This window comes from Ruegeria sp. CDSC025 (genome assembly GCF_059610805.1).
On record NZ_JBXWOJ010000017.1, the window covers coordinates 55,194 to 67,568 of the forward strand.

13 protein-coding genes are annotated in these 12,375 nt (G+C 59.7%); 6 read left to right on the forward strand and 7 right to left on the reverse strand.

Translation table 11 applies throughout. From position 1 onward, the window contains the following. Position 1 precedes the first annotated feature (1 nt). The 4 genes from AC2FH8_RS18630 to AC2FH8_RS18645 all read left to right on the forward strand — a co-directional run bounded on the left by AC2FH8_RS18630 (position 2) and on the right by AC2FH8_RS18645 (position 5,548). Positions 2–1,207 carry a metal ABC transporter permease gene (locus tag AC2FH8_RS18630; protein ID WP_496690441.1) on the forward strand — a complete coding sequence of 402 codons (1,206 nt, stop codon included), beginning with the start codon at positions 2–4 and terminating at the stop codon, positions 1,205–1,207. Further along, positions 1,204–2,133 carry a metal ABC transporter permease gene (locus AC2FH8_RS18635; RefSeq protein WP_496690442.1) on the forward strand — a complete coding sequence of 310 codons (930 nt, stop codon included), beginning with the start codon at positions 1,204–1,206 and terminating at the stop codon, positions 2,131–2,133. Before AC2FH8_RS18630 ends, AC2FH8_RS18635 begins: the two co-directional genes overlap by 4 nt. A gap of 282 nt (positions 2,134–2,415) precedes the next feature. Next, positions 2,416–4,266, forward strand: coding sequence for a DNA mismatch repair endonuclease MutL (gene mutL / locus AC2FH8_RS18640; protein ID WP_496690443.1), 1,851 nt, complete (start codon positions 2,416–2,418; stop codon positions 4,264–4,266). 52 nt (positions 4,267–4,318) lie between these two features. Further along, a complete protein-coding gene (locus AC2FH8_RS18645; RefSeq protein ID WP_496690444.1) occupies positions 4,319–5,548 on the forward strand; it encodes a DNA recombination protein RmuC in 1,230 nt (409 codons plus the stop codon). Positions 5,549–5,607: 59 nt separating this feature from the next. Here AC2FH8_RS18645 and AC2FH8_RS18650 read toward each other — a convergent pair whose 3' ends face one another. Together AC2FH8_RS18650 and AC2FH8_RS18655 are read right to left on the reverse strand one after the other, a co-directional pair. After that, positions 5,608–6,258 carry a ChrR family anti-sigma-E factor gene (locus tag AC2FH8_RS18650; protein ID WP_496690445.1) on the reverse strand — a complete coding sequence of 217 codons (651 nt, stop codon included), beginning with the start codon at positions 6,256–6,258 and terminating at the stop codon, positions 5,608–5,610. A gap of 10 nt (positions 6,259–6,268) precedes the next feature. Next, the gene (locus tag AC2FH8_RS18655; RefSeq protein WP_142640072.1) at positions 6,269–6,925 is read right to left on the reverse strand and encodes a sigma-70 family RNA polymerase sigma factor; all 657 of its coding nucleotides are present in this window, start codon (positions 6,923–6,925) and stop codon (positions 6,269–6,271) included. A gap of 147 nt (positions 6,926–7,072) precedes the next feature. Between AC2FH8_RS18655 and AC2FH8_RS18660 the strand changes: the two genes are divergently transcribed. Both AC2FH8_RS18660 and AC2FH8_RS18665 read left to right on the forward strand, forming a co-directional pair. Continuing rightward, positions 7,073–7,849, forward strand: coding sequence for a DUF1365 domain-containing protein (locus AC2FH8_RS18660; protein ID WP_142640074.1), 777 nt, complete (start codon positions 7,073–7,075; stop codon positions 7,847–7,849). Positions 7,850–7,928: 79 nt separating this feature from the next. Further along, on the forward strand, positions 7,929–8,246 hold the full coding sequence (locus tag AC2FH8_RS18665) for a DUF3775 domain-containing protein (protein ID WP_142640076.1): 318 nt from the start codon (positions 7,929–7,931) through the stop codon (positions 8,244–8,246). Positions 8,247–8,294: 48 nt separating this feature from the next. On the opposite strand, the gene AC2FH8_RS18670 is transcribed toward AC2FH8_RS18665, so the two are convergent. From AC2FH8_RS18670 to AC2FH8_RS18690, 5 genes are read right to left on the reverse strand one after another with little or no spacing between them, the layout of a single operon-like run. Beyond that, positions 8,295–9,437, reverse strand: a complete 1,143-nt coding sequence (locus tag AC2FH8_RS18670) for a saccharopine dehydrogenase family protein (RefSeq protein WP_496690446.1) — start codon at positions 9,435–9,437, stop codon at positions 8,295–8,297. 22 nt (positions 9,438–9,459) lie between these two features. Next, positions 9,460–9,708, reverse strand: a complete 249-nt coding sequence (locus AC2FH8_RS18675) for a SemiSWEET family sugar transporter (protein ID WP_142640081.1) — start codon at positions 9,706–9,708, stop codon at positions 9,460–9,462. Between the two features lie 12 nt (positions 9,709–9,720). After that, entirely contained in the window at positions 9,721–10,767 is a 1,047-nt protein-coding gene (locus AC2FH8_RS18680; protein ID WP_496690447.1) for a saccharopine dehydrogenase, read from the reverse strand. A gap of 15 nt (positions 10,768–10,782) precedes the next feature. After that, positions 10,783–11,397, reverse strand: a complete 615-nt coding sequence (locus tag AC2FH8_RS18685; RefSeq protein WP_142640085.1) for a glutathione S-transferase family protein — start codon at positions 11,395–11,397, stop codon at positions 10,783–10,785. A 21-nt stretch (positions 11,398–11,418) separates the two neighbouring features. Continuing rightward, on the reverse strand, positions 11,419–12,069 hold the full coding sequence (locus AC2FH8_RS18690) for a histidine phosphatase family protein (RefSeq protein ID WP_142640087.1): 651 nt from the start codon (positions 12,067–12,069) through the stop codon (positions 11,419–11,421). Positions 12,070–12,375: the final 306 nt, after the last annotated feature.

Here is a 12,375-nt window from a genome sequence, read left to right on the forward strand (position 1 = left end):
CATGCTTTGGGATGCTCTGACCCTTCAGCTTGGCTATAACGCCACGCTTGTCGCAATCGGCGCAAGCCTGCTGGGCATTTCCGCCGGGGTGACCGGCACATTTCTGTTCTTGCGCAAACGTGCACTGGTCAGCGATGCGATCAGCCATGCGACATTGCCGGGTGTGTGTCTGGCCTTTATGGTGCTTGTGGCCCTCGGTGGGGACGGCAGAAACCTGATCGGCCTGCTCGTCGGGTCGGCAATATCCGCTTGGATCGGCCTTTTGTGTATGAACTGGCTGACGCGGCACACGCGGCTGGCCGAGGATGCCGCGATCGGAGCGGTCCTATCTGTATTCTTTGGTTTCGGCATTGTGCTGCTGACGGTGATCCAGACCATGGGTGTGGGCCGACAGGCGGGGCTCGAAGGGTTTCTGCTGGGCTCGACCGCAGGAATGCTTTGGACAGATGCGATGATCATTGCGATCGGAGGCGCGGCAACGCTGGCGCTTGTCATGATTATCCGCCGTCCAATGACGATCGTTGCCTTTGATCCTGAATTTGCCGCAGCCAGGGGCCTGCCGGTGCATCGCATCGACCTTGCAATGATGGGTCTGGTTATGGCCGTCACAGTGGTTGGCCTGAAAGTTGTCGGGTTGATCCTGATCGTTGCGCTTTTGATCATTCCGCCGGTGACAGCCCGGTTTTGGACTGAGCGGTCCGAAAGAGTAGTGTTGCTGGCGGGTCTGATCGGGGGCGTCTCGGGTTATATCGGTGCGGCGCTGTCGGCGGCGGCTCCCAATCTGCCGACGGGTCCGCTTATCGTTCTTGTCAGTTTTGCCGTGTTTGTCCTGTCGTTGCTGTTGGCGCCGGTTCGCGGTGTTCTGGCGGCGGTGTTGCGGCACCTGCAATTCCAGCGTCGGGTTCATATCCGGCAGGGCTTGCTCGCGTTGGCACAAGGGCAGAAAATCTATGAGCCGCTGACCCTGCGTTTGTTACGCCGGGCCGGGTTGGCCCGCCCCGACGGCGTGGCAACCGAGGCTGGCAAGGCCCGCGCCGCCAAAGCCCTGCGCGACGAAAAGCGGTGGGAGGTCGTTCGCACGGACCAGGCCCACGAAGCAACGGCGGCGCTTTATGACGGGCTGCGCGATATCGAAACCGTGCTGACCCGCGACCAGATTACCGAGATCGACCGCCAGATCGGCGGCCCGCAGGGGATAGCACCATGAGCGGCGAAGAATTCGTTCCCCTGTCACTGACACCGCTGCTGATCGGGACATTTGCCGCCATCGCCTGCGCCCTTCCGGGGAACTTTCTGGTTCTGCGCAAACAGGCGCTGATTGGGGATGCCATCAGCCATGTAGTGTTGCCGGGCATCGTGGTGGCCTTTCTGCTGACCGGCGCGATCTCGACCTGGCCGATGATGCTGGGCGCGGCGGGTGCTGCCGTGGTTGCCGTTGTGATGATCGAGGCGATCCGCAGGTTGGGTCAGATCGAACCCGGTGCGGCAATGGGCGTGGTCTTTACTACCCTGTTTGCGGCGGGTGTTCTTTTGTTGGAGCAGACGGACACCTCGACCGTGCATCTGGATGTGGAACACGCGCTGTATGGCAATCTCGAAAGTCTGATCTGGCTGGACGCAACGGGATGGGTCTCGCTGTGGGACCCGGCAGCGCTTGCAGGGTTGCCCCCGGAATTGCCGGGTATCGCGCTGACACTTGCAGGGGTTTCCCTGTTTACCTGGATATTCTGGCGACCATTGAAGATTTCGACCTTTGACGAAGGTTTTGCCAGCACGATCGGTATTCGGACCGGTCCTTTGGGGTTTGCGCTGGTGATCACAGCGGCGATAGCTGCCGTCGCAGCCTTCGACGCGGTTGGCTCGATCATCGTGATTGCCATGTTCATCTGCCCCCCCGCTGCGGCGCGGTTGATGACCAACCGATTGGAAACTCAAATCGCATGGAGCGTTGTATTTGCCGTGGTTTCGGCGGTGATGGGCTATGTTCTGGCGGGCTATGGCCCATTATGGCTGGGTGCCCGCGATGCCGTGAGTGCCGCCGGAATGATCGCAACGGTATCGGGTGTGATTCTGGCGCTTGCGGCTGTTTTCGGCCCCTGCCGGACCCGCGCGGGCGCTCCAGGCACTGTCTGATCCGGCAAATTTCTGCTGTTGGCTGATGCCGTATTTCGGCTGAACTTTGCCAACGCGAACAGCACGGCCAGAGTTAATGAGCCTTAATCTGCAGATCGTGCTAAAATTGTTGCATTGTTAAGCAACTGACCACCACTCACCCCGGCTTGTTCGGGCAATCGTGATCAAGGTCGTCGCCTTGCAGGCCGACATGGCGCGATTGTCCGAACGCCCCCCTCTTGCACAAAATCTGAATACCATAGCGGTGGTAGAATCGTGTGCGCATGTGCTAGGTCTAGGGGTATGGAGCAGGCAAACCCCAATATCAGCGAGTTTCGACCGGTAATTCGGCAGTTGGACGATGCTGCAATCAACCGGATCGCAGCCGGCGAAGTGGTCGAGCGGCCGGCCTCTGCGGTCAAGGAATTGATCGAGAACGCCATTGATGCAGGTGCCACGCGGGTTGCGATAGAGATCGCCGATGGGGGTAAGACGCTGATTCGCGTCACCGATGACGGCTGTGGTATTGCGGCGGCGGACTTGCCGTTGGCTTTGTCCCGCCACGCAACCTCGAAAATCGACGGGTCGGATCTGCTGAACATTCATACTTTCGGATTTCGCGGTGAGGCGTTGCCGTCGCTGGGCGCGGTCGGGCGTTTGACCATAACCAGTCGTGTTGCGGGGGCGGATGCGGCGCAGATTCAGGTCGCTGGTGGCACAATGTCCGCGGTGAAACCCGCGGCTCTGCGCGCGGGTACCGTGGTCGAGTTGCGCGATCTGTTCTTTGCCACGCCTGCGCGTCTGAAATTCATGCGTACCGACCGCGCCGAGACACAGGCTATCGCCGATACGGTCAAACGTCTGGCCATGGCCGAGCCCTCGGTCACCTTTACCCTGCGCGATGTCTCGGGCGGCGGCGAGGGGCGCGTGACCTTCCGGGCTGACCGCGAGAATGGTGATCTGTTTGACGCGTTGCATGCCCGACTGGCCCGCGTGATCGGGCGCGAGTTTGCCGAGAACGTGTTGCAAATTGACGCCAGGCGTGAGGGTATCCGGTTGTATGGCTATGCCGCTCTGCCGACCTATTCTCGGGGCGCAGCGGTGGCGCAGTACCTGTTCGTCAATGGACGGCCTGTGCGTGACAAGATGCTGACCGGTGTATTGCGGGCGGCCTATTTCGACTTTCTCAGCCGTGATCGGCATCCGGCGGCGGCTCTGTTCATCGACTGTGATCCGACGCTGGTGGATGTGAACGTGCATCCTGCCAAATCCGAAGTGCGGTTCCGCGACCCTGGCGTGGCGCGCGGGCTGATTGTCTCGTCTCTGCGGCACGCACTGGCAGAGGCCGGGCATCGGGCGTCTTCAACCGTAGCGAACGCGACCCTCGGCGCGATGCGACCCGAGCCGTCTCACTCCACCCCGGCGCGGGTGTATCAGATGGATCGCCCCTCACCCGCCGCGCGCCAGATGGCTTATCAGGCGCAGGCGCCGGGCTTTGCTGAACTGACCCGCGATTACAGCGGCAGCGTGGTCGAGCCGGTCGCGGAATCTGTTTCCGAGACGCCGGTAGAAGACCTGCCTTTGGGGGCTGCACGCGGGCAGGTGCATGAAAACTACATTATCGCCCAGACCGTCGATGGCATGGTGATTGTCGATCAGCACGCCGCGCATGAGCGGTTGGTCTATGAAAAGCTGAAAGCCCAGATGGCTGCGAACGGCGTGGCGGCGCAGGCGCTGCTGATCCCCGAGATCGTAGAGTTGTCTGAAGGCGACTGCACGCGACTTATGGCGGTGGCAGATGATCTTTCGCGCTTTGGCCTGACGCTCGAGCCTTTCGGCGGCGGTGCGGTTGCCGTGCGTGAAACCCCGGCCATTCTGGGTGAGGTCAACGCCCGCGCAATGATTCTGGATATTCTGGATGAGCTGTCCGATCAGGGTGAAAGCCAGATGGTGCAGGCGCGGATTGAGGCGATCCTCAGCCGTGTCGCCTGTCACGGTTCGATCCGCTCGGGCCGCCGAATGCGGGCCGAAGAGATGAACGCCCTGCTGCGCGAGATGGAGGCGACACCCCATTCCGGCCAGTGCAACCATGGGCGGCCAACTTATGTGGAACTGAAACTGGCCGATATCGAACGATTGTTCGGACGCAGTTGATCCCGCGGGGTGCGCGGGATATGAAGAATAAAACAAGAACACCTGAGGCAAAATGATCGAGATTGCAGGAACCCAATTTGCATTGAACGACCCCGTGATCCTGATCGTTGGCGGGGTGGTGGCATTGATCCTGTTGCTGCTGTTCCTGTCTTTGCGAGCGGCCAACCGGTCAGCCAGGATGGCCGAGCCTCTGTCACGGCAAATGGCCCATCTGGGCCAGCATGTGCAGCAGTTGGGGCAGGGGCAAGAGCAGCTGCGCGGCGGGCTGCAGCATGTCTCGGACACGCAGGCCAATGCGCAGGTGCAGGTGATCCAGACGGTTGAATCGCGCCTGTCTTCGGTGCAGCAGCAGATGAACGATCGGCTGGCAGATAATGCGATGAAATCCGCACGTGCGCTGGCCGAGATGCAGGAGCGGATGAAGGAATCGCTTCACGGCTCGTCGAAACAGACGGCGACGTCACTGACCCAGTTGCAGGAGCGTTTGGCGGCCATCGACAAGGCGCAGGATAACATCACCAAACTGTCGGGCGATGTGCTGTCGCTTCAGGATATTCTGTCGAACAAACAGACGCGCGGTGCGTTCGGAGAGATTCAGTTGAACGATATCGTCTCCAAGGCATTGCCCTCGGACAGTTTCAAGCTGCAGGCGACCTTGTCGAACGGGCGTAGGGCGGATTGCCTGATCCACCTGCCCAACCCACCAGGCCCCATTGTGATCGACAGCAAATTCCCGTTGGAAGCGTATGAGGCGCTGATCGGGTCGACCAATGATACGGAGCTGAAAGCGGCGGTGCAGATGTTCCGAACAACTGTGCGCAAGCATATCAACGACATCTCCGAGAAGTACATTCTGGACGGGGAAACCGCCGATGGCGCGTTGATGTTCCTACCTTCCGAAGCGGTTTATGCCGAGTTGCACGCCAAGTTTCCCGAATTGGTGCAGGAGAGCTTTACCAAACGCGTTTGGATCGTCTCGCCCACCACCTGCATGGCAACGCTGAACACGATGCGCGCGATCCTGAAGGACGCAAGGATGCGGGAACAGGCGGGTGCTATCCGCAAAGAGCTGGGTCTGCTGCACAAGGATGTAGATCGCCTGGGCGATCGGGTTTCCAATTTGGACCGTCATTTCGGGCAGGCGGCCAAGGATATCTCGGAAATCAAGATCAGCGCTGAAAAGGCCGGGCGCCGGGCGCAGCGACTGGACAATTTCGATTTCGAAGAGATCGCACCTGACGACACGCCGGGCGTTGTACCGCTGGCGCGGCACGAAATCTGATAAGCCGTTCGATGCGACATTGGCCGGATTTGGCCAGCGCATCGCGTCAGTCCCAGAGATCAGATACGCAGGAAGGGCTGGAACAAGCGGGGCATGAGCTTGGTGAATTTTAGCGGCGCGTCGGTAACGGCCAGACAGATGCAATCTGCGGTAATGTCTGCGGTCGGGGTGTGATGCAGATCTTCATCGGCAATCTCAACATCGCCGCGTGCAAAGTGATCAACCTCATCCGAGAAAGCACCCTGCAGAACCATGGTCAATTCCATACCGTTATGGCTGTGATCCGGAACTGCGGTTCCGGCCGGAATGAACAGCAGACGTGCCGAAGCGTCGCCGCTCGTCGGCAAGATAGCTTGTCTGACGCCCATTCCGATGGGCCGCCATCGGATGTCATTGACAGTGCTGCCGACGTAGTCCTGCAGGGGGGCAGGTAGCACGGCGCAGCCCTTGTTCACGGGCTTGGGGGTCGGTGCGCCTTGGGCGATCAGCGCCATCGTCGCAGCCAGCGCGCTGTCGTTCATTTGGGCAGGATAGGGCAGCGCGTCCAGTATCTGTCCGCCAACCGCATCAAAGCTTTCAGCCTGCGCGCGGCAATGGTCACACAGCGACAGATGGGTCGCGACCATCAGATCGAACGCTTCGGGCAGGCTGCCGGCGGCATATGCCATCAGCAGATCTTCCGTCAGGTGATGCTTAATCTGTTTGCTCATCGTCTCTGTCTCAGTTCATTGCGTGGCGCAGGCGATCCAGCGCCAGCCTAATTCTTGATTTGATCGTTCCCAGAGGCAATCCAGTCTGAGACGCAATTTCCCGGTGACTCAGGTCTCCGAAATAGGCCTTTTCGATCAAGTCTCTTTGCGCGTCAGGCAACGCCTTCAAGGCAGTGCGCAGCTGCGCGGTTTCTTGTTGCAAGACGATCACGTCGTCCTGATCAGGTTCGGACTCGGGGCCCCAGCCCAGTTCTTCCGGTTCGGGGCGCCGTTGCTTGCGCAGGGCGTCGATGCGTTTGTTCCGTGCGATGGTGAACACCCATGTGGCCACCGTTGCCCGGGTCGGATCGAACAGATGGGCCTTGTGCCACAAGGTCGCCATCACCTCTTGCGCACATTCCTCGGACATGGTCGCGTCCGAGCCTGACTTCATCAGGAACGCCTTGATCCGCGGCGCAAAATGCTGGAACAGCTCGGCAAAAGCCGCCTGATCCTGCGCATCCCGAATGCGCCTGACATGGTCCACCCACTCAATCCTGGTGTCGCAACTGCTTTGTGTTCCGTTCACCTGTCTACCCTTGATGCGTTTTCTTGTGCGCCAAGGCTTGAGGACGGCGGGTGTAGCCGCCGGCTCGTCCAAGGTCACGGTGTCTATCTCGGTAAACATAACCACAATACGGTTGGTGTCCCAAGCCGGATCACTCTGAAGCGATATTTTTGATCCAATCCTGGCTGGATGCCGTATTCTAAGTAACAGAAACCTTCAGAAAACCACGCCCCTCCGGGCGGTTACAAGCGGGTCGGACCATATCGAATGACACAGACCGTTGATCATGTTGCGGGCCATACCTTTCACGGGCGCAAGGGGGCGATCGAAAACGCCTTCCGCTATTCGGTCGACTACATTCTTCTGAACCCTGAACGCGATCTGACCACTCCGGCGCTATTTTCGGTGAACCGGGCCAATCTTGCCAACTGGCGGTCGCAGGATCACGGGGGTGAGCCGGGCCAGGGCGACGGTGCCGCCTGGCTGCGCGCGCGGTTTGATCAGTTGCAGGTGGCGCAACCGGCGCGCCTGATGTTGCTGACGCAGCCTCGGGTTCTGGGGCATGTGTTCAACCCGGTCAGCTTCTGGTTCTGTTTTGATGGACAGGATGTGCTTAATGCGGTGGTGGCCGAGGTGACCAACACCTATGGCACGCGCCACAGCTATCTGTGCCACAAGCCCGGTTTTGCGCCCATCGAAGTGACAGACAGGATGGTGGCTGACAAGCTGCTGCATGTTTCGCCCTTCCAGAAGATCGAGGGCAGCTATACCTTCCGTTTCGACTATCGCCCCGAACGTGTTGGCGTTTGGATCGAGTATACCCGCCCCGAGGGCGGATTGATCGCCACCCTGACCGGGACACGCCGTCCGCTGACCAACCGGGTGATCCTGTGGTCGCTGCTGCGCCGCCCATTTGGTGCGCGGCGGACCTTTGCGCTGATCATCTGGCAAGCACTTAAACTTTGGGTGAAAAAAGCCACCTTTCGCCCGTTCAGAACCGCACCGGTGCCGGATCAGCCGGTTTCGCGTGTGCGCCTGCGCTAACGCGTTTGTTCAAGATCAAAGACTCGGGCTCTGCCTAGTGGTTGTTTCATTCGAAAGCCGCGAACACAGGAGTCGGGTCATGTTGGAAATTTCAGCAAGAAAAGTTGCTCAGGTTGCGCTGATGGGGCGCGAGCTGAATCGGGCCGAGGGCGAGTTGCGCGCGTTCATTGATCACATGAGCGAGGACGAACAGGCCGAACTGGTGGCTATCATGTGGATCGGGCGTGAAAGCTTCTTCGCCGAGGATCTGGTCGAAGCCATCGCCACCGCAAGGGCCGAAGCCTCAACCCCCTGTGCTGATTACCTGATCGGAACGCCGCACATGTCAGATCATCTGGAAAATGGTCTGGATGCGCTAGGGGTATCGGCCGAGGACGTGGAAAATGATCTGATGTAGGCACCAGTTTTATTGCCGTCACGCCACCTGATGGGCGTGACGGTCATCTCAGTTGGAATGGTCAATGATCGCGAGGTGCTGCGCCAGCCGGTCGATTTCAGCCATCCAGCCCTGCACCAGTTTCGGATCATTGGGGGCCGCATGAACGCCTGCCGGAATAGCGCGGTTCAAGACGGCTTCGACAGCCAGTGAAACGGGGACCGAGACCAGCCGCGCCATTGCCGTGCCGCGGTCGTCACCCCAGGCATCCATCACATAGGTTTTGTGCCAGACCGGAACGCCGTCTTTTTCCGCCTTCAGGCCCACACACAGAACCACACGGTCCGGCTCGCCCTCGTCATAGGCGTTGTCGGCCCAGAACTGGTCCGACATCTCCTTCAGGCGTGCATCGCCTTCGGGGCCGGACAGGGTTTCGATTTCGGCAAACACACCCGACCACGCATCGGCCCAGCCATTCAGACGCAGCGTACCGCGGACGAATTCCTTGACCGGCCAGTGATCCTCGAAATGGTACTGCGCCATGAACGGGATCGAGTCGCGGTTCGGATAGACCTCAAAGCTTTCGGGTGTGGGCAGGGGTGCGATATAGCTGGTAATCGCATCCCATGGGCGCGCCACGTCCAGCGGAGCATAATTGCGAATTGATTTCGATGGTGAACGCAACGCCTTGAGCACACCCAGCGGTGACCAGCTGAACTTGTACCGGAACGGGTTCGGATGCTTGGGGATGCCACCGCAATAAGAGATGAAACTCAGGTGGTTCTGCGGGTCGAACGCGTCCGAAGCGCGATAGTCGTCGATCAGTGCATGAGCCATCAGGTGATCGATGCCCGGGTCCAGCCCGCCCTCGTTGACCAGCGCCACCCCGGCTTCGCGGGCCGCCTCGTCCAACGCGCGCATCTCGGGGGCGATATAGGAGGATGAGACGAAATTCGCCTGTTTCGCGATTGCAAGCTCGGCCAAGGGCACGTGCCAGTCGCCGGGCAACATCGAAACGATGACATCGCCCTGTTCCAGCACCGCCGCCAAGGCGTCGATGTCAAAAACGCGGATATCGCTGGTCAGGTCACCAACTTCGGCCTTGGCCTTTTCGATTGTCCGGTTCCAGACCGTGACCTTGTGCCCGCCTTCGATCAGGCGGCGTAAGCCGGGAATGGCCGACAGGCCGGTGCCACACCAGTGAATCGTCATGTGAAAACTCCTTTACGGCTGTTCAGCCAAACCTCAGTTTTGCAATCACGATCGCGCTGACAAGCAGGATCGAGATCACATTACCCAATATCAGCGGCCATGCCGCAATCATCACTCCGTAAATCAGCCACAGGCTCAGCGTGGCCAGAATCAACAGGTTCGCCGGCATAGACAGATCCTTGGTCTCGCGGGAGCGCCAGGTCTTTAGGGTTTGAGGAAGCCAACATACAGTGCCCAGCACCGCAGCCGCGCCTCCGATCAGGTGTTCCATGAGTGGCTACTCCTAGACATGGTTGTCGAAAGTATCGCGGGCCCGGCCCCAGACGCCGCTGTCCAGATCGGTCAGGGTCAGCAGAGAAGGCAGAAGCTGTGCTGCATAATCTTCCGAGCTTTCGACCGGTAGCATCGACGGCAGATTGTCGATTGCAACTACATCAAGAACCGGATTGGTCGCCACGCGCAGGGCAGGTGCCTCCCAAGTTGTTGCTCGGTCATAAACCGGAACAGGGTTATAATCGCTGTCGGGGTCACAGGCGACATCGCCGATGGCGGTCAGCTTGCGGTCAGCGGCCAGTGCCTCATGTGGGACAAAAATCGGCGTACCTGGGCGCGCGAAGATACAGTTCAGGAACAGGTCGTGGTCCAGGATTTCAGGGAACGGCCCACCGCTGGCGGTTTCGGCCATGTCCCACTTGGTGACACTGACACCCATCGCCGTGCAAAGGTCGCTGGCGCCGGTGCCCACGCGGCCAAGAGCACCGATGACGATGGCCCTTGGTCTATTGGCCTCGATGGCATCTAGTTCAGCCAGAAGCTCGGAATTCAACGCGTCCTTGCTGGGATAGACACCAACCGGAGGGCATTCCGCGCCCCGCTGCTGCGCGGCCCAAGTCTTGAGTGTCACCGCAGCCCCGGCATAGCCGGCCCAATAGCCAAAGGCGGCGACTCGGCGGCCGTTTTCGTCGACAAGATATTCCAGATCATACAGCGTTCCGCCCCCGGCCTTGAACCGTTCTAGCAGCGCCCGGCCGGAATGCTGACCCTTATAGGCATGGCCGAACATGATGTGGAGGTGGGGCAGGGGCGTGCCATCCTCGGGCAGTTCCTTGAGGCCAAAGATGATCGCGTCCTTGGGTGCATCTGGCCAGGAGTTCTCGGGCGCGATCTCGCAGCCAGCAGCCTTGTAACCGTCGATGGGGATGGCGCGAACATGGCTTTCCTCGACCGTTACGCGGATGCCAGCAGCGATCAGCGCCAAAGCGCCTTCAGGGGTCAGCCCGACCCGTTCTTCGTTCGGGCGCTGTTCGGCCCGGACCCATAGATGCGTCATATTTTGTCCCCTTTATCAGAGCATTCCGGCGGCACGTACGGCTTTCAGCGAAGCGCGCGCTTCTGCCGCCTCACGAAAGGCGACGATCTTGGGGTAGGCTGCGATGTCGACGCCGTCGCCTTCCAACCAACTGCAAACCACATACAAATAGGCATCGGCAAGCGAGAACGCCTCGCCCAGCACAAACGGTCCACGCAGACCGTTCGAACAGATATAGTCGCAGGACGCTGCCATGGTCTGCGCGACTTTTGCCGTCATATCCTTCCAGCTGGATTTCTTGTCGGCCCACCGCGCGCCGCGCAGCTTATGGGCGTGGTTCACATGCATGGTCGAGGCAAGGTAATACATCACCTCGCGCATCCGGGCGGCCATGATCGGGTCCGCAGGCACCAGCCCGGCCTTCGGAGCCATTGCTGCGATGAACTCCAAAAGTGCCCCGGTTTCGGTCAAAATCCCACCGTCAACCACCAGCGCCGGAACCCGGCCTTTTGGGTTGATCTGCTTGTAGGCGGATTTGGTTTGCTCTCCACTGGCAAAGTCCAGTTGGATCGCCTCATAGTCCAGCCCGGCCTCTTCCAGTGCAATCGCAACGGCGACCGAAATCGTGCGAGGGGCATAGTAAAGTTGCATCACAAAGCCTCTGGTTTGGGGTTACAGGTGGGTCTGTGCAAACTGCCGGTCTGGTGCTTCCAGATGCGGAACGGCATTGAACAGAACCGGGCTGAGCTGTGTACCTATCGGGTATAAACGGTGCATTGACGTGTTCATGATGGCAAGAGCCACCCGCGCCATGGCTGGGATATCCAGCCCCATCGCCTGCCGGACAACCATCGAAATCAACCCGCCCGAGGTCACAACGATGGCAGGGCCGCCTTCGGTTCCGATATCGGTCAGCGCGTCGCGCACCCGGGTTTCGAATTCCTCGAAGGTTTCCGGTGTGTTTTTGATGGCGCCATCGGCCCAGGCGGCAAAGGTGCGGGGCAGATGCTCGACAAAACCTTCGCGATCAGTGGGCACTTTCACTCCGTGCTGTTCCTCGAACAGCTGCGCGATGGTGAAATACTCGATCTCGTTCAGCCGCGGATCGCGGATCGGATCAGTCAGCCCCATGCTGGCGGTGGTCTCGGCGTGGCGGATCAGGGTGCCGCAATAGACCCGGGGAAAATGGCTGCGTGTGTCCTGGAGATGCGCCCCCAGCCAGCGGGCCTGCTGATGTCCCAGATCGCTGAGCTTGTCATAGTTCTTTTCGTCGCGCGCGGTGGTATTGGCCTGCCCGTGACGCACCAGTGTGATATGTGACATGTCGGTCCCTCTTGCGTGGCAAGTCTTAGGACAGGTCTAGGTCCGGGGCCAGAGCCGTTCGTTGCGGTTTGGAAATTATTCTCGCTCACCCCCGAATCTGGCCGGGCGGTATTGTTGTTGACTCGCAAGACCGTCCACAGGAACCTTGGTGATATCAGACTGTCCTGCAAATTCATCGTTGCAAGCTATTCGATGACCTCGGAAAACTGGCTTGGGAAAGGATTTATTTATGACGGATATTAGGCGCACGCCTTTGCATGGTTTGCATGTTGAGTTGGGTGGGAAGTTGGTTGATTTTGCGGGCTG

What these genes read in the sequence shown, in the direction of transcription:
- AC2FH8_RS18675 (WP_142640081.1), bottom strand. Translation starts at nt 9,708, where the DNA reads ATGGAACACCTGATCGGAGGCGCGGCTGCGGTGCTGGGCACTGTATGT.
- AC2FH8_RS18690 (WP_142640087.1), bottom strand. Translation starts at nt 12,069, where the DNA reads ATGTCACATATCACACTGGTGCGTCACGGGCAGGCCAATACCACCGCG.
- mutL (WP_496690443.1), top strand. Translation starts at nt 2,416, where the DNA reads ATGGAGCAGGCAAACCCCAATATCAGCGAGTTTCGACCGGTAATTCGG.
- AC2FH8_RS18680 (WP_496690447.1), bottom strand. Translation starts at nt 10,767, where the DNA reads ATGACGCATCTATGGGTCCGGGCCGAACAGCGCCCGAACGAAGAACGG.
- AC2FH8_RS18670 (WP_496690446.1), bottom strand. Translation starts at nt 9,437, where the DNA reads ATGACGATTCACTGGTGTGGCACCGGCCTGTCGGCCATTCCCGGCTTA.
- AC2FH8_RS18665 (WP_142640076.1), top strand. Translation starts at nt 7,929, where the DNA reads ATGTTGGAAATTTCAGCAAGAAAAGTTGCTCAGGTTGCGCTGATGGGG.
- AC2FH8_RS18655 (WP_142640072.1), bottom strand. Translation starts at nt 6,925, where the DNA reads ATGTTTACCGAGATAGACACCGTGACCTTGGACGAGCCGGCGGCTACA.
- AC2FH8_RS18650 (WP_496690445.1), bottom strand. Translation starts at nt 6,258, where the DNA reads ATGAGCAAACAGATTAAGCATCACCTGACGGAAGATCTGCTGATGGCA.
- AC2FH8_RS18645 (WP_496690444.1), top strand. Translation starts at nt 4,319, where the DNA reads ATGATCGAGATTGCAGGAACCCAATTTGCATTGAACGACCCCGTGATC.
- AC2FH8_RS18660 (WP_142640074.1), top strand. Translation starts at nt 7,073, where the DNA reads ATGACACAGACCGTTGATCATGTTGCGGGCCATACCTTTCACGGGCGC.
- AC2FH8_RS18685 (WP_142640085.1), bottom strand. Translation starts at nt 11,397, where the DNA reads ATGCAACTTTACTATGCCCCTCGCACGATTTCGGTCGCCGTTGCGATT.
- AC2FH8_RS18635 (WP_496690442.1), top strand. Translation starts at nt 1,204, where the DNA reads ATGAGCGGCGAAGAATTCGTTCCCCTGTCACTGACACCGCTGCTGATC.
- AC2FH8_RS18630 (WP_496690441.1), top strand. Translation starts at nt 2, where the DNA reads ATGCTTTGGGATGCTCTGACCCTTCAGCTTGGCTATAACGCCACGCTT.